This is a genomic window from Flavobacterium sp. AK-345, from assembly GCF_058310175.1.
In genome coordinates, this window is record NZ_JBZEER010000017.1 from 49453 (window position 1) to 66997 (window position 17545).

Sequence of the window (17545 nt, forward strand, 5' to 3'; positions counted from 1 at the left end):
TTTTATTTTTGACGCAATAAATCGCTTTTAAGTAATATGTTTTTGATCTTAAATTCAGAAGCATAAAACAAGTCGGAATTTTCATTCATCTGATTTTCCATAACGATCAGGCTCACATCACTTTCCGGAAAATACAAATTTACTGAAGAAAATCCATCGCCAAGTCCGGTATGTCCAATATATTTTATGGGTTCTTTTTCGATAATTCGAATGCTGTAACCGTAACCTTCTTTTTCTTTTCCGAAGAAATTATGTTGTGACTGTGCGGTCGGTTTTATGAGTAATTGATAGGATTCAGGTTTTAGAATTTTTCCTTTATGAAGATTATTGTTCCAGATTGCTAAATCGTTTACCGTCGAAACAATTCCATCAGCACCCAGATTTTCAGGTGTTATTAATGATTTTTTGACAGATTCATATCTGTTTTTATCATTGATGTATCCGGTAGTCAGATTTTGAATTTTGTCTGGACTATAAGCAAAAGTATTCTTCATTTGAAGTTTTTTAAAAAGTGCATTGACCACTTCGCTGTAACTTTTGTTTGATGTATGTTCAACAATTTGACCAAGAAGGCTATAGCTAGAATTTCCGTAATGAAAATTAGTTCCGGGCTTAAATTCCAGAGGTTTATTGATATCTGTAATTCCGTGTGTATGATTTAAAAGCTGATGTACCGTAACAGAATCTGCCCAGGTTTGGGTAAGTTCAGGAAGGTATTTTTTGATTGGATCCTGTAAATTAATTTTTCCTTTCTCAACTTCTAATAAAACCAAAACAGCAGCAATTAGTTTACTGTTCGACATAATTTCGAATTGGCTGTTGATCGTTATAGGTTTTTTAGTTTCAAAATTAGTAAAACCATGTGCTTTATTGTACAACGTTTTTCCGTTTTTAGAAATAAGAATTACACCATTAAACTTGGGGTCAGAAATTTTAATGAAACTATCTATTTTGGTAGAATAATCATCTTTTTTTTGTGCAAACGAATTGCAGTTGGAAAGTAAAAAAGCGAAAAATAATAAAGATAAAATTCTGGAAATAGAGTTCATTTTTAAGTTAGGAGTTATAAATTATAAATTATGAGTTTTGAGTTAAATCTGTAAAATCTGTGTAAAAAAATAGAAAAAACTAGAACATTCCGTTTTCGTTAATCGTTTCTTTTGGAATAGGTTGTCCTAAATCCCAAAGTTCGACTATTTTATCCGATTCAAATCTAAAAATATGAACAACCGCCGCGCCTAAATCTGATGAATTTTGTTTGACATGCGAATGTACCGCAACCAGATTTTCGTCTCTTAGAATATGATGAATTGTAAAAATCTTATTTGGGTTTGTTCTGGCAGATTCTTCCATTGCCAGCATTAAAGTATCGGCATTGCCTTTGAAATAGGCATTGTGATGTTTAAAATTTTTGCCAACATAAAGTCGGAATGCTTCGTGGGAATGCCCTTTTGCAGCGAGTTTTAAAAACTCCCGTGCAATATATTTCTTAGTCATGACTTGTCAATTTAAAAGCTAACTAAGTTATGAAATTAACCTTTTTGAATTATAAAAAAAGGTAGATTTATTAGCATCTTAATTTACGATACAATAAAGTTCACAATAGCTTCAGAATGTATTTTTGTAGTATCAAAAACAGGAACCGAAAAATGAGATTGGTCTATTAATAAAGGAATTTCGGTACAGCCCAGAATAATACCTTCTGCGCCACGAGCAATGAGTTCGTTGGCTATTTTAATATAGTTTTGTTTAGAATCAGGATTTATAATTCCTCTTCCCAATTCTTCTTTCAGAATATGTTGTATATAATCTCTCGTCTCTTGTTTTTCCGGTATAAGTACATTTAGTCCAAAGCTTTTTAGACGGTCTTTATAAAAATCCATTTCCATAGAAAACGAAGTTCCTAAAAGTCCAACTGTAGTAATTTTTTCTTTTGTTATAGCTTTTGCCGTTTCAGTTCCAATATGTATTAATGGTAATTTAATTTTTTTTTCAATTTCATTGGCATACATATGTGCTGTATTCGCGCAAAGTACAATGGCATCAACACCGCTTTTTTGTAAACTTAAGCAGGCATTCAGTAAAAGTTCATACGAGTTTGCCCAGGTTTTTTCCTGAATATCGCCAAAGTTCAAAGAATAAATCAGGCATTCTGCAAATTGCAATCCGCCCAGTTTTTTATTTACGCCTTCATTTATTAATTTGTAATAATCAATTGTCGAAACCCAACTGATTCCGCCTACAAGTCCAACTTTTTTCATTTAGTAAAGTTATACATCTTCAGGTTTGATTTTACCGATAGCAACACCTAATTTTTCAAATTCTTTTTGTTATTAGGTTTATAAAAAAAACACAGAGTTCGCAAAGCTTTGTATTCATTTAGCTTTGCGAACTCTGTGTTTTCCAAAAATACTATTAGATAAAAACTTAGCGTTCTCTGCGGTAAAAATCATTAATAAATATAAAAAATATCATACTTCTCTACGACATTTAATGTTGAGCTGATTTTTTTTTAGTTGATTTAGAGCTAGTTATTTGCACTCAGTTTTCTCTCATTCTCGGTTCTGGGTTTGTCTTTGCCATTTGGCTCGCCTTTTCCTGTAGTAATTAATTTTTTTAAACTATTCTGAATGTAATTTGTCCAGGAATCTTTGCAAATGTCAAAACATTCATAATCCGGAACCAAACCAAAATGGGTAAAACGAAGCTGTGTTTTACCGTCTTTTGCTGAAATTTCAAAAGTTGGTTTTGTATTCGTCCACTCCGTTTCATCTTCTGTAAACTTGAAATAGTTATCTTCTATCAGCCAGACAATTTTCTGGTTCGGAATCACTTCAATCAATTTGACTTTACAGCGATGAATATCTTCGTAATGATAGTTAAATTCATTATTTTGTTTCGCTGTATTTCCCTCAATTTGTTCAGACCACCATCCGCGAACGTTGGTAACGGCATTAAAAACTTCTTCGGGAGATTGATCTACTATTATACTTGTGGTAAAATCTTGAGCACTCATTTTGTATAGTTTAGAAAGTTATATAACAAATATACTTTCTAAAAATCAATAACTTAGGGTTGTTATGAGACAAGTTAAAGGGCGATTTAAGACAGATTGTAATTTTAGATTTTAGATTTTTGGAATTTAAATTTAACTTTTCAGGAGCAGAAATATCATTTTCATCAGAACCACCCGTCCCGCTGTCCGCTATATCTTTTTCCTGCTAAAGAAGCAGGAAAAAGGATACCGCTCCCATCGGGGCTAGATTAGAGGTTTTGTTTTTATAAGAAATAAAGTTTATTCCCTCATAATATCCATTCTGCTTATTTTTTGGCCTTCGATTTCAAAAATAACCACTTGCTCTTTTTTTTCCGTATTTCCATTTCGTCCGGAAACATACTCATGAATTATAGCTTTATTACCAAAAAAGATAGTTTTTATAATTTCGGCATTCAAATCAGGAGATTGTTCGAATAGTTTGATAAACATTTCTTCACATTCTCTTTTGTTGTTTATCGCTAATGAATGATCTGAAAAATTGTAAATTTTGGTATCGTCTGTATATAAAGCTATCATGCTTTTTATATCTCTGTTGTTAAAAGCTAACATTTGCAGGTCGATGATTTCTTGTATTGTCATTTAATATGATTTTAGATTTTAGATTTTTGAGTGTTTCGTAATCTTGTCCTTGTGAGGAACGAAGCAATCTCACTTGCTAAATCAAAGGTATCTTTTCTAATGTGATTGCTTCGTTCCTCGCAAACACAATGCGAACCTTGCTGTTAAATCAACTTTTGTTTAATTCTCTTCACAACATCTTCAATTTGCAAAAAATGTTTTTCCATAACTTTTTCCAATTCAAGAGTTCCGCCCAAAATTACCATTTCTTTATCCTCAAATCTTTTTCCTAAACGATCGTCGAGCATTATTGTTTGCATACTTTGCGCCATATTTATTTCTTCAAGAAATTCATTTGGATGTCCGGCGGTGCAAATCACAAGTCCAATCGGAATTGTTTTCATTTTTTTTGAAGTTTCATTTTGTCCGTAAGCATATCCAACCGAGTATACGCGGTCGAACCAGCCTTTTAATTTTGCCGGACAATCGCTCCACCAAACTGGATACAGGAAAATAATACAATCTGCCTTTTCAATCTTTTCATGTTCTGCAACAACATCAGCAGAAATGGGAAGATTGGTTTTTGCAAATCCTTCTCTTTCATATTCTTCTGCCGACATATCGCTTTGAAAATTCATAGCATATAAATCAGAAATTTGGAGATTCCAGTTTTGCTTGTTTATTTCCTCTTTCAGTTTTTGCAGAATCTGAAATGTATATGATTTTTCACTTGGATGGCTGTAAACAATTAGAATATTCATAGTTGATTTTCATTCGTTATTGTATTCTGATTTTAGCATAGCGTACTGAAATTCGCTTCCCCATTTTCCTTTAAAGAAAATATTTTCGACAAAATGGCCTTCTTTTTTAAAACCCAAACTTTCCAGAAGTTTTATCGAAGCTTTATTTTCAGCATCAACAATTTCTACAACACGATGAAAATCTTCAATAGAAAAAAGAAAATCCAGAATCGTTTTCATCGTTTCTTTTGCATATCCTTTTTGCTGAAATTCAGGCGAAATTGTAATCCCGATCTGAGCAATTCTAACATCATAATCGTCGAGTTTAATAGCGCAATCGCCAATTAATTTTTGAATTTCGAGATCTTCTATAGCATATTGGACCCATTCGCCGGCTTTGCCAAATTGCATATCTTTTTGAGAATCTATAAAATCTTTGCATTGCCCGATTGTCATAGTGTCAAAACCCTGATATTTGGTAATTTCCGGATTTGATCGATAGGAAAAGAAATCGTTTAAATCTGAATCTTTTAAATTTCGAATACAGATTCTATTACTATTTAGATGCATTTGGTTTTAGATTAGTTATTAAAATAGCGCCTAATTTTGAATTCAAATTTAGGCGCTATTATTTAAAACGAAAATACAAATAAAAGTGATTGTTTTTCCTTGTTATTTTTTGGCTTCGAATATTTTATCCAACCCTTCCATTGCGATTGTAAATCCTTCTTTGAAGCCCATTTCGATGATTTTTTCTAAATCTGAAAGGTTTTCATGTTTGATAGCAATATTAACAAAGGTTGAGCCATTTTGCTCATCAAAACTTACATCCCAGTCAGAACGTGGAAAATCTACATTTAAATTACCTTCGCTATCGCAAAATGCATCCAGATATTTAAAATTTGTTTTAGGCGTTATCGAAGTAAAATCTGCCAAAGCCCAATGTTCTTCGCCTTCAGGTCCAACCATGGCATATAATCTTTGTCCGCCTTCTTTAAAATTCATTTTTTTAGTTCTGGATTTCCATGGGGCAGGAGCCCACCATTGATCCAGAATTTCAGGTTCTGTCCATGCAGACCAAACATCAGAAATTGGAGCATTAAATTCTCGTTTTACATTAACCGTGCTATTTTCCTTATCTACAGAAAAGTTCATTAAAAGATTTGATTTCATTTTTTTAAAGATTTTAGATTAATTAATACTTGATCTAATTGATTAAAACGGTTTTCCCAATGTTCTTTAAATTGTTCGAGCCATTTATCAATTTCTTTCATTTTGTCAATTTTTAATTGGTAATAAATTTCTCTTCCAGCCTTGTGCTGTTCTAATAATTCACATTCATTAAGAATTTTAATATGTTTAGAAACCGCCTGCCTCGTAGTGTCAAATTGTTCTGCAATTGCATTTGGCGTAAGAGCCTGACTAGTAACTAAAACTAAAATAGCTCTGCGTGTCGGGTCGGCAATGGCCTGGAATATATCTCGTTTCATGGAAAAGGAAGTTAATTACGCAATCATTAGGTTGCAAATATAAGCAACCTTTTGGTTTCGAGAAAGTATTTTATAACTTTTTTAATTTTAATAAATAAAATAGCCGAAAAACTTAAATAAAGTAACACTATTATTTAGGTTTTTCGGCAGATTTATTAACGATGTACTTTTTTACAATTGAGAAACTTTTCCTGTATGAACATCATATCGCATTGATACAATTTTAATATTATGTTCTTTTACAATTGGATTATCCTGTATCAATTTTGTCGAATGTCTGATATTGGCATCAATTGCTCCAAGATAATTAGTTGCCTTAGGTTTTGTTTTATCAGCCTCAATTTCTTCATTTTCCTGAGAAATAGTTTCTACAATATTATCAATGTGATTAAAGTGCTTTTTATATGCACCATCTTTGTCATTAATATAAGCCTTAATTGCCCCACATTCTGTATGACCTAATATAACAACCATTTTTGTGTCCAGATGTTCTATGGCATATTCAATACTGCCCATATCAATATCAGAAATTAGATTTCCTGCATTTCTTATAACAAATAAGTCTCCAATTCCCTGATCAAATACAATTTCTGGCGAAACTCTGCTGTCTGAACAAGTTACAACAACCGCAAATGGCTTTTGCCCGTCCTGATTATCTAAAACAGATTGTTTGTTTTGATGTGGATGAATTGATTTTTCGTCTAAAAATCTTTGATTTCCCTGAGTTAATCTTTCTAAAGGTTCTAAATTTTTGTTACTTTCAATAGATTCAGTGTTTAGATCATTTTTCTTGCATCCTGCTATCGAAAGTACAAGAAAGGCCAGTGCTAAAATTTTTGTTTTCATTTTTTCTTTTGCTTTATAATTTGAAATACAATACTTGTTAAAATTTATTTAGCAAAGATAATTTTTATAATAAAGCCACAATATCTTTTGAATATTATTTAACTGTTTTTTCTAGTTAAATGTTTTTAATCTGAAGGATAATTTAATCTCAAATAACATAAGATGATTAAATAATATAAAAAAATCCTGTTTGTTTAACAAACAGGATTTGACTTATTTTAAGGACTGAATTACTTTCTGGTTAGATCAGTAATCAGTAAAGGATTGTTTTCTTTTAATTTGGCAACTAATTCTTCCACTTTTTCCGGATGTTCTTTTAAATTTTCATATTCTGCGGAAGTTATTCCTACTATTTGCAAAAAAGAAACCTCACCATGTGGTGTTTGCTTTTTTGTAATTTCAGGATCTGATACAAATAACAATGCAGTAATATCAGTTTCTGTATCTAGTCTAATAGGACCATTTGCAGGCATATAATGATATTCTTCAAACCAATTACCACTGTCAAATACATATTTGGCAATATTTTGCAGCAACGCAATTACCCAGCTTGGATTTCCATTATCTTCTTCAAATGGCTTTAGCCTAAACGTAATTTCAAATCCCCATTTGCTAAACTCGCTGTCTAATTTTTCTTCGTTATAATATAATTCAGAGAAACCATAAGTTACAAAATGATAGTGATCAGTTTGTTTTTTACTTTCATAAAAACTTACTCCGTCAAGCGGATGTTCTCCTCCAAGCATATAGCTGATTGCGGGAGCAAAATGTTTTGGTTCCTGACCAGGATAAAGAGTTTCAAATTCTTTATCTATTGATAACCACCCAACAGCGTCGTCATCTGAAAATTCTTTTTTGTACTCTTCTAATGTCATGCCTATCTGTTTTATCATTAATGAATGACAATATATCGTTTTTTGAAATAAAAAATATAATTTTTTTATTTGATTTTACTGTGATTATTTTGTCATTTTTGAAATGTAAATTTTTTCATATAAGCGATAGGATTTCCTGAATAATAGGTCAAAAAAATCCGACTTGCTCTCGCAAATCGGATTTGATATTTGATTTAAAAATTAGAATATTATTCCAGCTTTTTTATTAATTCACTTACAGCGCTTTCTAAACCTTTATAATAATCTCCTTTTTTAAATTCCGGTACAGCAAAACTGCTAATTATTTCTTTTGTCTGATCGTCACTTAGTTTGTAGCGTATAGAATCTTCTCCTAAAATTTGAATCTGTCTTAATTCTTTACTTAAAAGTATTAAAATAGTAGGCTGCATTTTTAAACTACTGTTGAGATATTTATCTAAATTTTGAGAATACTCATATAAATCTGTATAAGGTTTTATAGAAGAAGTAGTTACAATGATAAATTTATAAAGTCTCCTTTTCTCAAATGTTTTAAGAGTGGTGTTTAAAGCAGTTATTTGAGCTGGAGTTAATATTTTCTCAAAATCATTAACGTTATCGTATGATTTTGCAAAAATGTTTTGTGTTTCTGAACTCGATTGTGCTTCTTTTTTTGTTTGGGCAAAAAAGCTGGCGGGCAACAGCAATGCAATTGTAACAAGGAGTATTATTTTTTTCATCTTAGGCTAAGATTTAGATTTGGTGCCGCAAAATTACCACTTTATTGTTATAAAATATTCAGTAATTTTATACTAAAGCGTTAATATTTCAGATGAACAATTAATGGCAATCAAATTTGTATTTAGAATTGGTTTTTTTGAGACAAGTTGAAGGTATGTGTAATATTATCTACAAAATCTTTGGTGTATTTTCCGGTTGTATCTAAATCAGGATCCAGAATGGTTATTTCGAGTCCGCAAAGTTTTTTACTTTGAAATAAATAGGAGGTAAGTTCATTAAACTCATCATAAGTTAAACCATCCGGCGTGCGGCTGTCAACACAAGGCATGATAGTATCATTGAGAACATCCACATCTATATGAAGCCAAAAGCCATCCAGATTCTTCTTTTCAACTTCTGAAAGAAATGCTGCCGTACAATTTGAAATTCCTTTTTCTCGTAAATCTTTTAGGCTAATATAAGTTGCAGACGAATTTCGTATTTCATTTTCATATTCATCGTCATATTCGCGGTTGCCTACGCACCAAAGGTTTTCTTCTTTTATATAAGGTGATAAGTTTAAAATATTGGTTAGTTTTTCATGTCCGTTTCCTGTTACAATAGATGCAGCCATTCCGCCAACGCCACCGGTTTCTGATAAGGAAATATCCATAAAATCAGTATGTCCGTCGAGATAAAATAGAGCATAATTGCCTTTTTGTTTCAATGCAATTGCAGACCCTAAAAGAATACTGCAATCACCGCCAAGTATAAAAGGAAATTTATTTCGGGTGAGTAGATTATTTACGAGATAAGCTTGTTCACGCGCGTATTCTATTAATGAATTTGCGTTTAGAATTTGCGTTTCAGAATCTTTTGTATTGTTATATTTTGGAGGATCGAGTCTAAGGGTATTTTCAGGATCGAGTATTTTATGCAAATTATGTCTTTGAAACCAATCCGGCAAACGTTTTACACCGGGTTCTTTTCCTGGGTGAGGTTCTTTTAAGCCTAAATTTGATGGGAATTCGACAATATATATTTCTCTCATAACTTTGCAATTTGGTTATAAAGTTATTAAAATATATGCTTTTGTATTGCTTGATTGAATTGAAATTCGAAATAAAAATGACAGGCTTTTTTTATTTTAGCCGTATCAAAACTCCTTTACGCTTGACTATATTTTTATAATCCCATTGAATTTCTCTTGCTTTTTCGAGCCAGCGTTTTACATCTTCTTCAATAATTTGTTCCGATGATGTATAGCGAAATTCAGCTGCTTTAAAAGAACCTTCGTTTGTTAATTTTTCTTCATCAAAAGATTGACCGCTCCAGAAAAGTAAACGAACAGAATCTTTTAATTTGCTGTATCCCACAATTGGATTTCCATCAAGAAACCAAACCGGATGTGCATGCCAGATTTTGTTTTCGGCATCGGGTAAATTTTTATCGATAATATTTGCCAATCGATCGCAGATTCCCTTGTCTGAACTATTTTGCGAATTATTGTAATCCTGTATGGTTGTGTTCATGGTTAATTGATTGTGGTTTCTACTACCAATATGTAATCTCTCCGAGATATATGTTGAAGATTTTTTTAAAATAATAAAATAATCAATTATAAATAATCAGTCATATATATTGAAGATTTGCCTGTTTAAAATAAAACATAAAAATATAAATCAATTTGAGATAATCCGTTAGGATTTACATATTGGTAGCAAAATGATATTTCCATATATAATTATCCCGTAGGGATTACATTTTTTTCAATATGTTATTTATTTGATTAATTTACAGTTGTTTATGAGTTTAATATAGAAGCTAAAATAATCAAATTTTATTATAAAAAACAATTGAAAATGAAATGTCCTTATAAAAACGGGTTTGCGTGAGGGATAGCAACGAAAAGCCCACAGCCTGACGAAGGAAGTGCGAGGACTTGTAGTGAATAGCCCGACCCGGAGGGACACGCCATCATAAGATTCTAAGATTCTGAATTACTAAGTTTGTAGATTCTGATATTTTTAGATTTCTTAATAGTGCGTTTTTAATAAAAAATCCGACTTGTTTCGCAAATCGGATTTTAAAGTTATGATAAAAGTGGAATTAAATGCTGCCAGTTGAGTTGCTTTGCAAAATCTAATGGGGTTTTGCCATGGATAGTTTTTGCATTAATATCGGCTCCGGACTCTATTAAAACTTCAACCGAAGTACTATTTCCTGCAATTGTTTCGCGGTGTAAAAAAGTATATCCCAGCTCATCTTTGCTGATTACTTCATTTGGATTATTTTTTATAAACTCTAAAAGACTTTCTTTCATGTTTATACTCATAGGGTGTTCTATTAGGTTTTCAGTTTTTTCCTTTTGCTCAAAAACAACTAGAATGTCATCATAATCGCCAAAATCCATACCCCAGGCTTCATCATGTTCTGCTCTTTCGGTTTCACTCATTTCAGATCGCATGGCTTGTATCGTAAAACCTCCATATGTTTTTCCGCGGGTTGCAAATAACCAATCGCTAATTTGATTTATCGGAATTTCGACTTCATCTCCGTTCTCTACATTGGTTAGCTCATTGGGATCGTTGACTAAAATGCCGTATATTTTTTCGCCATCAAAGTTGATATCGTTAATCCACATATGTTCGACTATCGTTTCGTTATCTATTTCTTGTGTGAAGGCCAATTTTACGCAGGCAACATCAAGTCCCGGCACTATTCGGCGATATTCCCAAGAGAGTTCTCTCCAAAAATATTTAAACGTTTCTTGTGCTTTTTTAAAGGCTTCAATCATTTTTGGATTTTCTCCATCGGCAAAGAATACTGGTGTTTCTTCCATAATATAATTTAGAATTTTAGTTGTAAATCTATTTTAACTACAAGATAAAATAATTTGTATAAATGGTCTGGATTTTAACAATAAAAAATCCGACTTGTTTTCACAAATCGGATTTTTAAATTGAAAATTATAAATATTAATAATGTAATGCTCTTATCTTAGAACTTATTTCCACACATAGAGTTATATTCGTTAACAACATCTATAACACTTTTATTATTTGGTTTATATTTTTCATCCTTTGACTTTTTTACTAAATCTGGACAATCTGAAAAAACTTGTTTGATCATTGTGCGATATACTGAGCCTGCACCGATTGATAATCCAATATCTTTATTGTATAGATAGTCACATGCATCTTCTCCATCTTTCCAAACATAATAATAAGTTGAAGTACCAATATATCTGCCTTTTTGATTTGTTTGTTCTTGTTCTGCACTATAGAGCTTTGCTTTACCATTTGTTACGGACACTGGAGTCATCCAAATATATTTTACTTTTCCATTTTTTTTTGTTGAAAAAAATTTATGACTGTAGATCGGATTGTAAACTTTATTCTCACCAGATATTGTCACTTGCTCAATTTCATCATTATTATATTTTATTTTCCCATCTTTTGTCTTTATTGATAATTTTTTGGTAGCCCCAGCAACATAATGTGAGGGATCTGTCATTTTGCCTTCAATTGTTGTTCCATCTTTTAATTTCATTACAGCATGTGATTTAGGGTTTTTGCTACCACAAGATAAAAAGATGCTTATTAGAAGAATTACTATATACTTATTCATTGTAAATTATTAGATTATTTTAAAGTGTAAACCTATAATTTGTCTATTATATATAAAGACAGAATAAATTATTTATGTGACATAATATGGTTAAATTAATATTTTGAAAGATTGATTTTAAACTGTATTTACTAATTATTAATCATGGTGATTTTATTCTTTATATATAATTAAAAAAAAAATCCGACTTGTTTTCACAAATCGGATTTTTAAATTGAAAATTATATATAACCGTAAAACGGTTTAATATTACAAGTGAATTACTTCGCCGTAAGCATCTGCAACAGCTTCCATAACTGCCTCACTCATTGTAGGGTGAGGGTGAATAGATTTAAGGATTTCATGACCTGTAGTTTCCAGTTTACGAGCTACAACTGCCTCAGCAATCATATCTGTAACTCCGGCACCAATCATGTGACATCCTAACCATTCTCCGTATTTTGCATCGAAGATTACTTTTACAAATCCGTCTGCAGCACCAGCCGCTTTTGCTTTTCCTGAAGCTGAGAATGGGAATTTACCAATTTTTAATTCGTATCCTTTTTCTTTAGCTTGTTTTTCGGTTAAACCTACAGAAGCGATTTCTGGAGTTGCGTAAGTACAACCAGGGACGTTTCCGTAATCGATTGGGTCTACGTGTAAACCAGCAATTTTTTCTACACAGTTGATTCCTTCAGCAGAAGCTACGTGAGCCAAAGCCTGACCAGGAGTAACGTCTCCAATAGCATAGTATCCTGGAATATTAGTTGCGTTGTAAGCATTTACAAGGATTTTATCTCTGTCAACAGCGATTCCAACTTCTTCTAAACCAATATTTTCGATGTTTGTTTTGATTCCAACTGCCGAAAGTACGATATCAGCTTCAAGAATTTCTTCTCCTTTTGCTGTTTTTACAGTTGCTTTTACGCCAGTTCCTGTAGTATCAATTTTTTCTACAGATGAATTGGTCATGATTTTTACACCAGCTTTTTTCATTGAACGCTCCATTTGTTTCGAAATGTCTTCGTCTTCAACTGGTACAATGTTTGGCATAAATTCTACAATAGTAACATCTGTTCCCATTGAGTTGTAAAAGTGAGCAAATTCTACTCCAATAGCCCCAGAACCTACAATAATCATAGATTTTGGTTGCGTTGGTAATGTCATTGCCTGACGGTAACCAATTACTTTTACACCGTCTTGTGGTAAGTTTGGTAACTCACGAGAGCGAGCTCCGGTTGCGATGATGATGTGATCAGCGCTATATTCAGTTACTTTATTGTCTTTATCTGTAACGTCAAGTTTTTTACCTGGTTTTAGTTTTCCGAAACCTTCGATAACGTCAATTTTATTTTTTTTCATCAAAAATTGAACTCCTTTACTCATTCCGTCAGCAACACCACGGCTACGTTGTACAACTGCAGGGAAATCTTTATCGAATTCAGAAACTTTTAATCCGTAATCAGAAGCGTGTTTTAAATAATCAAAAACCTGAGCTGATTTTAATAATGCTTTTGTTGGGATACATCCCCAGTTTAAACATACACCACCAAGGCTTTCTTTTTCAACTACAGCTACTTTAAAGCCTAATTGCGAAGCTCTAATTGCTGTTACATATCCGCCAGGACCACTTCCTAAAACAATAACGTCGTATTTCATTTTTTTTGTTTTTAGTATTACTACCGAAAATGAAGTTTATAATTCCGAAACTCATTTTTCGATTTCTCTTGTTATTTGTGATTGCGAATTTAAGGATTTATTTTAAAATAGCCTTTAAATTTTATTTTTAGACATACTGATTTTGACCTTTTTCACAGAGAACGGTATAATTGTTTAATTGTAAATTATGAATTATGAATTGAAAATCGAGATTGATAAGCTAAAACTCAAAGTACGTGTTTCCTGAAATAAACAAAGTCGAAGAGCTTTCGATACGAAAACTCTTCGACTTTGTTTAGAGTGAAATCTTAAATCGGTGTCAGGCTGAGCGGAGTCGAAGCCCTTATAAGTTGGAAAGCTCTTCGACTCCAATCAAAGTGACAATTAATTAATTAATAATTCACCATTAATAATTAAACCTTAACGTGTCCCCAATTTTCTCCACTCGCAATACGTCGTATTTGCATTTCGCTTACGCCGAATTGTTTTGCGATCATTTTAAGGCGTGTTTTTTGTTCTGGTCTGGCAAGTATTTTTTTAATTAACATCACTTTTGTAGTGGTTAATTTTCTTCCGTCGGCTTTTAAATTGTGTTCGATCAGGTTCTTTTTTGCCTGAATAACGCGCGGACTTTTACGACTGTGTGCCATCATTTCGGCTTTTGTTGCCCAGCGTAAATTTTTTACATCATCATTACTTCGGTTGTAATCAAGATGCAAAACATATGTTTGATCTTCTGATTGTTTTGGAATAAAATATTGAGCAACTAATTTGTATAAAAACAGGTACTTGTTGACAATTTTATCGTCTTTTTTAATCTTAAATCTAAAAGTTGGATAGCCATCGCTTAATCCTCCTTTTAAGATTCTTCCGTTTTCTATTTCGTCAGAAAAACTGATTAGACGTCCTCTGTTTGAAATGGCATATCGAAGTTGTAATGAGGCGTTTATTTCTATTTCTTTAAACTGTTCGTCTGGATAAAATCTGTTTTGTGGCATATTCTTTTACATTTGATTTATATATTCTCAAATATAAAAAATTCAAAAACCAATGAAGTTACATAATTTCCATCAGATATTACATTTATGATTCCTATAACGCTATTTTAACTTTTTTAAGAATTTTTTTAGCATTACAAATCCTAGTTTGCAACCGAGAATTGAGAATCGTACAGATTTTTGTAGTAACCATCGGTTTTATTGAGTAATTCCTGATGTGTTCCCTGTTCTACAATTAATCCTTTATCCATTACCACAATTTTATCTGCGTTTACAATTGTAGCCAATCGGTGCGCGATAATGATAGAGGTTCTGCCTTTTGTAATCGTTTCTGTAGCACGCTGGATTAATTCTTCAGAATAGCTGTCAATAGAAGAAGTAGCTTCATCCAAAATCAAAATACTTGGATTGCTCACATACGAACGTAAAAAAGCAATTAACTGACGTTGTCCGGATGAAAGCATAACACCACGCTCTTTTACATCAAAATCATAATTATCCGGCAAGCTCATAATAAAATCATGAACACCAATTTTTTTGGCTGCGTCCAGAACTTTTTCGCGCGTAATTTCCGGATTGTGTAAAGTAATATTATTGTATATAGTATCAGCAAATAAAAACACATCTTGTAGAACGACGGCAATTTGTTTTCGTAAAGAAGCCAGAGTATAATTCTCAATATTGTGACCGTCAATAAAAATCGTTCCGCTGTTTATTTCGTAAAAGCGATTCAATAAATTAATAATTGTCGATTTTCCGGCTCCGGTCGAACCAACAATCGCAACTGTTTGTCCGGCAGCAACAGATAAATCAATACCTTTAATAACTTCTTCTTCGGGAATATAACTAAAACGAACTGCTGCAAATTCAATACTTCCATTAAAAATAGGCGCTTCAAGAGTACCTGTGTCCTGAATATGATCCTGTGTGTCAATAATATCAAAAACACGATTGGCCGCAATCATTCCTAATTGCATCTCATTAAATTTATCCGCAATTTGACGTAAAGGGTTAAACAACATCCCAATAAACATTGTGTAAGAAAATAAATCTCCAAAAGTGGTAAAATGATCTCCGTTTAAAATTTTAAATCCGCCATAAACCACAACTAATCCCAAAGTAATCGAAGAAATAATGTCGGCAATCGGGAAAAATATCGAGTTGTATAAAATTGTTTTTATCCACGCAACACGATGTTTGTTATTGATTTCTTTGAAGTTTTCGGCTTCAATTTTTTCACGATTAAAAAGCTGAACGATCTTCATTCCCGTAACGCGTTCCTGTACAAATGAGTTCATGTTTGCGATTTGCGTACGAACTTCTTCAAAGGCAACCTGCATTTTACGCTGAAAAATTCGGGTAATGTAAACCAGAATTGGCATTGCAATAACGACAATCCAGGTTAGTTCCCAATTCATGTAAAACATAAAAATTAAAACCACCAGCATTTTCATTAAATCACTGATAATCATGAAAAGCCCCTGACTGAAAATACGTGCAATCGATTCAATATCAGATACTGATCTGGTTACTAATTGCCCAACCGGAACCAAATCAAAATACTTCATTCTAAAACTTAAAATATGTTTGAAGAGTTTTGTTCGAATATCTTTTACAATATCCTGCCCCAGCCAGTTAGCCCAGTACACAAAATAAAACTGAGAGAAAACTTCACATAAAAGGACAACGCCCATTAAAACAATATACATCAATAAACCTTGTTTATCCTGCGTTTTAATATAGCCGTCAACCGTTTGCTTTAATAAATAGGGGCGAAGTGCCGCAAAAATCGACAGTGAAATTGCAAAAATAATAACGCCGTAATAACGCCATTTATAAGGTTTTGTATATTTTAAAATTCGTTTGAATAATCCGGTATCAAATGCTTTTGCTTTCATTTTTTTTTGTTGCTTTAAGCTATAAGCTTTAGGCGGTAGGCTTTAATAAAGTGCTAAAAGCTTACTGCTTAAAGCCTATAGCCTACAGCTATAAATAATCGTAATCAATTTTGGTTAAATATAAACCGTGAGCCGGAACTGAAAATCCGGCTTTTTCTCTGCTTTTACTGGCAATAATACTTTCGACATCAGACAAAGAAATTTTATGCAGTCCCACATTTATTAAAGTCCCTACAATAGCGCGAACCATATTTCGTAAAAAACGATTGGCCGAAATTGTAAAAACCAGTTTGTTGTTTTCCTGTTTCCAATATGCCTCAAAAATCGTGCAATCAAAAGTATTTACATCTGTATTTACTTTAGAAAAACACTGAAAATCGGTATGATTTAGTAAAATCTTTGCAGCTTCATTCATCAAAGCTACATCTAATTTTTGGTTAAAATACCAACTCAATTCTTCCAAAAACGGATTTTTAACAGTATTGATATGATATTCATAGGTTCTTTTTCTGGCGTCAAATCGGCAATGTGCATCATCATGAACCAAAATAATATCAAAAAGGGCAATGTCTTTCGGTAAATAAGAATTGAGTTTATGTATCAAATTTTGAGTATCAATTGGAGTATCAAAATCAAAATGACCATACATTTCAGTTGCATGAACACCGGTATCTGTTCTTCCGGCACCCATAATATTTATAGGAGCATTCAGCAAAACAGAAAAAGCCTTATTTAAAGTTTCCTGAACAGAAGAAGCGTTGGGCTGAAATTGCCAGCCGTGATAATGTGTTCCGTTATAAGCAAATTGAATAAAATATCTCATTTTAAGGTGCAGAGGTTCTGAGGTGCAAAGGTACAAAGGATTTTTTTAAGTTGCTAAGAGACTAAGTTGCTAAGGTTCTAAGTTTTTTTCGTAGAGACGCACAGCAGTGCGTCTAACACAATGTATGAAAAGATATAAAAACTGCAACGGTTGGTCTAATGAAAAATATTAAAAATGACTCTTTGTAAAAACTCCAAAAGAGAAACTTAGAACCTTAGCACCTCAGAATCTTAGAACCTCCCCAAAAAACTGTTAATGTCCAAAATACCAATCATAGTTTACACAGCAAAAA

At 32.4% G+C, this 17545-nt stretch carries 20 protein-coding genes; all 20 read right to left on the minus strand.

Annotation, left to right across the window (positions count from 1 at the left end):
- Positions 1-2 precede the first annotated feature (2 nt).
- Complete coding sequence (locus AC4FQ3_RS21270) at positions 3-1049, minus strand: serine hydrolase domain-containing protein (RefSeq protein WP_491183203.1); 1047 nt, start codon at positions 1047-1049, stop codon at positions 3-5.
- Positions 1050-1128: 79 nt separating this feature from the next.
- A complete protein-coding gene (locus AC4FQ3_RS21275; RefSeq protein WP_042563058.1) occupies positions 1129-1497 on the minus strand; it encodes a nuclear transport factor 2 family protein in 369 nt (122 codons plus the stop codon).
- Between the two features lie 83 nt (positions 1498-1580).
- Positions 1581-2261, minus strand: coding sequence for an aspartate/glutamate racemase family protein (locus tag AC4FQ3_RS21280; RefSeq protein WP_491183204.1), 681 nt, complete (start codon positions 2259-2261; stop codon positions 1581-1583).
- 266 nt (positions 2262-2527) lie between these two features.
- On the minus strand, positions 2528-3016 hold the full coding sequence (locus AC4FQ3_RS21285) for an SRPBCC family protein (protein WP_491183205.1): 489 nt from the start codon (positions 3014-3016) through the stop codon (positions 2528-2530).
- A 279-nt stretch (positions 3017-3295) separates the two neighbouring features.
- Positions 3296-3637 carry a nuclear transport factor 2 family protein gene (locus tag AC4FQ3_RS21290; protein ID WP_491183206.1) on the minus strand — a complete coding sequence of 114 codons (342 nt, stop codon included), beginning with the start codon at positions 3635-3637 and terminating at the stop codon, positions 3296-3298.
- A gap of 143 nt (positions 3638-3780) precedes the next feature.
- Positions 3781-4377 carry an NAD(P)H-dependent oxidoreductase gene (locus tag AC4FQ3_RS21295; protein ID WP_491183207.1) on the minus strand — a complete coding sequence of 199 codons (597 nt, stop codon included), beginning with the start codon at positions 4375-4377 and terminating at the stop codon, positions 3781-3783.
- Positions 4378-4386: 9 nt separating this feature from the next.
- Positions 4387-4926, minus strand: coding sequence for a GNAT family N-acetyltransferase (locus tag AC4FQ3_RS21300; protein ID WP_491183208.1), 540 nt, complete (start codon positions 4924-4926; stop codon positions 4387-4389).
- A 102-nt stretch (positions 4927-5028) separates the two neighbouring features.
- Complete coding sequence (locus AC4FQ3_RS21305; RefSeq protein WP_491183209.1) at positions 5029-5529, minus strand: SRPBCC family protein; 501 nt, start codon at positions 5527-5529, stop codon at positions 5029-5031.
- Positions 5526-5846 carry an ArsR/SmtB family transcription factor gene (locus AC4FQ3_RS21310; protein WP_042563051.1) on the minus strand — a complete coding sequence of 107 codons (321 nt, stop codon included), beginning with the start codon at positions 5844-5846 and terminating at the stop codon, positions 5526-5528. Before AC4FQ3_RS21310 ends, AC4FQ3_RS21305 begins: the two co-directional genes overlap by 4 nt.
- Positions 5847-6017: 171 nt before the next feature.
- Positions 6018-6692 (minus strand): carbonic anhydrase, encoded by a 675-nt coding sequence (locus AC4FQ3_RS21315; protein WP_491183210.1) that lies wholly within the window; start codon positions 6690-6692, stop codon positions 6018-6020.
- A 230-nt stretch (positions 6693-6922) separates the two neighbouring features.
- Entirely contained in the window at positions 6923-7567 is a 645-nt protein-coding gene (locus tag AC4FQ3_RS21320) for a suppressor of fused domain protein (protein ID WP_491183211.1), read from the minus strand.
- Positions 7568-7776: 209 nt separating this feature from the next.
- Entirely contained in the window at positions 7777-8286 is a 510-nt protein-coding gene (locus AC4FQ3_RS21325; RefSeq protein WP_042563050.1) for a TPM domain-containing protein, read from the minus strand.
- Between the two features lie 122 nt (positions 8287-8408).
- Positions 8409-9317 (minus strand): arginase family protein, encoded by a 909-nt coding sequence (locus AC4FQ3_RS21330; protein WP_491183212.1) that lies wholly within the window; start codon positions 9315-9317, stop codon positions 8409-8411.
- Between the two features lie 91 nt (positions 9318-9408).
- Positions 9409-9798, minus strand: a complete 390-nt coding sequence (locus AC4FQ3_RS21335) for a DUF1801 domain-containing protein (protein WP_491183213.1) — start codon at positions 9796-9798, stop codon at positions 9409-9411.
- A 560-nt stretch (positions 9799-10358) separates the two neighbouring features.
- Positions 10359-11108, minus strand: coding sequence for a YegJ family protein (locus AC4FQ3_RS21340; RefSeq protein WP_491183214.1), 750 nt, complete (start codon positions 11106-11108; stop codon positions 10359-10361).
- Between the two features lie 158 nt (positions 11109-11266).
- Positions 11267-11896: a hypothetical protein gene (locus tag AC4FQ3_RS21345; protein WP_491183215.1), complete on the minus strand. Its 630-nt coding sequence runs from the start codon at positions 11894-11896 to the stop codon at positions 11267-11269.
- 249 nt (positions 11897-12145) lie between these two features.
- Positions 12146-13534 carry a dihydrolipoyl dehydrogenase gene (gene lpdA / locus AC4FQ3_RS21350; RefSeq protein ID WP_073395215.1) on the minus strand — a complete coding sequence of 463 codons (1389 nt, stop codon included), beginning with the start codon at positions 13532-13534 and terminating at the stop codon, positions 12146-12148.
- 413 nt (positions 13535-13947) lie between these two features.
- On the minus strand, positions 13948-14532 hold the full coding sequence (locus AC4FQ3_RS21355) for an NUMOD4 domain-containing protein (protein ID WP_042563045.1): 585 nt from the start codon (positions 14530-14532) through the stop codon (positions 13948-13950).
- Positions 14533-14675: 143 nt separating this feature from the next.
- Entirely contained in the window at positions 14676-16430 is a 1755-nt protein-coding gene (locus tag AC4FQ3_RS21360; protein ID WP_042563044.1) for an ABC transporter ATP-binding protein, read from the minus strand.
- A gap of 88 nt (positions 16431-16518) precedes the next feature.
- Positions 16519-17253 (minus strand): tRNA pseudouridine(38-40) synthase TruA, encoded by a 735-nt coding sequence (truA, locus tag AC4FQ3_RS21365; RefSeq protein ID WP_491183216.1) that lies wholly within the window; start codon positions 17251-17253, stop codon positions 16519-16521.
- Positions 17254-17545: the final 292 nt, after the last annotated feature.

What these genes read in the sequence shown, in the direction of transcription:
- AC4FQ3_RS21325 (WP_042563050.1), bottom strand. Translation starts at nt 8,286, where the DNA reads ATGAAAAAAATAATACTCCTTGTTACAATTGCATTGCTGTTGCCCGCC.
- AC4FQ3_RS21345 (WP_491183215.1), bottom strand. Translation starts at nt 11,896, where the DNA reads ATGAATAAGTATATAGTAATTCTTCTAATAAGCATCTTTTTATCTTGT.
- AC4FQ3_RS21300 (WP_491183208.1), bottom strand. Translation starts at nt 4,926, where the DNA reads ATGCATCTAAATAGTAATAGAATCTGTATTCGAAATTTAAAAGATTCA.
- AC4FQ3_RS21290 (WP_491183206.1), bottom strand. Translation starts at nt 3,637, where the DNA reads ATGACAATACAAGAAATCATCGACCTGCAAATGTTAGCTTTTAACAAC.
- AC4FQ3_RS21360 (WP_042563044.1), bottom strand. Translation starts at nt 16,430, where the DNA reads ATGAAAGCAAAAGCATTTGATACCGGATTATTCAAACGAATTTTAAAA.
- AC4FQ3_RS21310 (WP_042563051.1), bottom strand. Translation starts at nt 5,846, where the DNA reads ATGAAACGAGATATATTCCAGGCCATTGCCGACCCGACACGCAGAGCT.
- truA (WP_491183216.1), bottom strand. Translation starts at nt 17,253, where the DNA reads ATGAGATATTTTATTCAATTTGCTTATAACGGAACACATTATCACGGC.
- AC4FQ3_RS21315 (WP_491183210.1), bottom strand. Translation starts at nt 6,692, where the DNA reads ATGAAAACAAAAATTTTAGCACTGGCCTTTCTTGTACTTTCGATAGCA.
- AC4FQ3_RS21275 (WP_042563058.1), bottom strand. Translation starts at nt 1,497, where the DNA reads ATGACTAAGAAATATATTGCACGGGAGTTTTTAAAACTCGCTGCAAAA.
- AC4FQ3_RS21280 (WP_491183204.1), bottom strand. Translation starts at nt 2,261, where the DNA reads ATGAAAAAAGTTGGACTTGTAGGCGGAATCAGTTGGGTTTCGACAATT.
- AC4FQ3_RS21305 (WP_491183209.1), bottom strand. Translation starts at nt 5,529, where the DNA reads ATGAAATCAAATCTTTTAATGAACTTTTCTGTAGATAAGGAAAATAGC.
- lpdA (WP_073395215.1), bottom strand. Translation starts at nt 13,534, where the DNA reads ATGAAATACGACGTTATTGTTTTAGGAAGTGGTCCTGGCGGATATGTA.
- AC4FQ3_RS21285 (WP_491183205.1), bottom strand. Translation starts at nt 3,016, where the DNA reads ATGAGTGCTCAAGATTTTACCACAAGTATAATAGTAGATCAATCTCCC.
- AC4FQ3_RS21330 (WP_491183212.1), bottom strand. Translation starts at nt 9,317, where the DNA reads ATGAGAGAAATATATATTGTCGAATTCCCATCAAATTTAGGCTTAAAA.
- AC4FQ3_RS21340 (WP_491183214.1), bottom strand. Translation starts at nt 11,108, where the DNA reads ATGGAAGAAACACCAGTATTCTTTGCCGATGGAGAAAATCCAAAAATG.
- AC4FQ3_RS21295 (WP_491183207.1), bottom strand. Translation starts at nt 4,377, where the DNA reads ATGAATATTCTAATTGTTTACAGCCATCCAAGTGAAAAATCATATACA.
- AC4FQ3_RS21335 (WP_491183213.1), bottom strand. Translation starts at nt 9,798, where the DNA reads ATGAACACAACCATACAGGATTACAATAATTCGCAAAATAGTTCAGAC.
- AC4FQ3_RS21270 (WP_491183203.1), bottom strand. Translation starts at nt 1,049, where the DNA reads ATGAACTCTATTTCCAGAATTTTATCTTTATTATTTTTCGCTTTTTTA.
- AC4FQ3_RS21320 (WP_491183211.1), bottom strand. Translation starts at nt 7,567, where the DNA reads ATGACATTAGAAGAGTACAAAAAAGAATTTTCAGATGACGACGCTGTT.
- AC4FQ3_RS21355 (WP_042563045.1), bottom strand. Translation starts at nt 14,532, where the DNA reads ATGCCACAAAACAGATTTTATCCAGACGAACAGTTTAAAGAAATAGAA.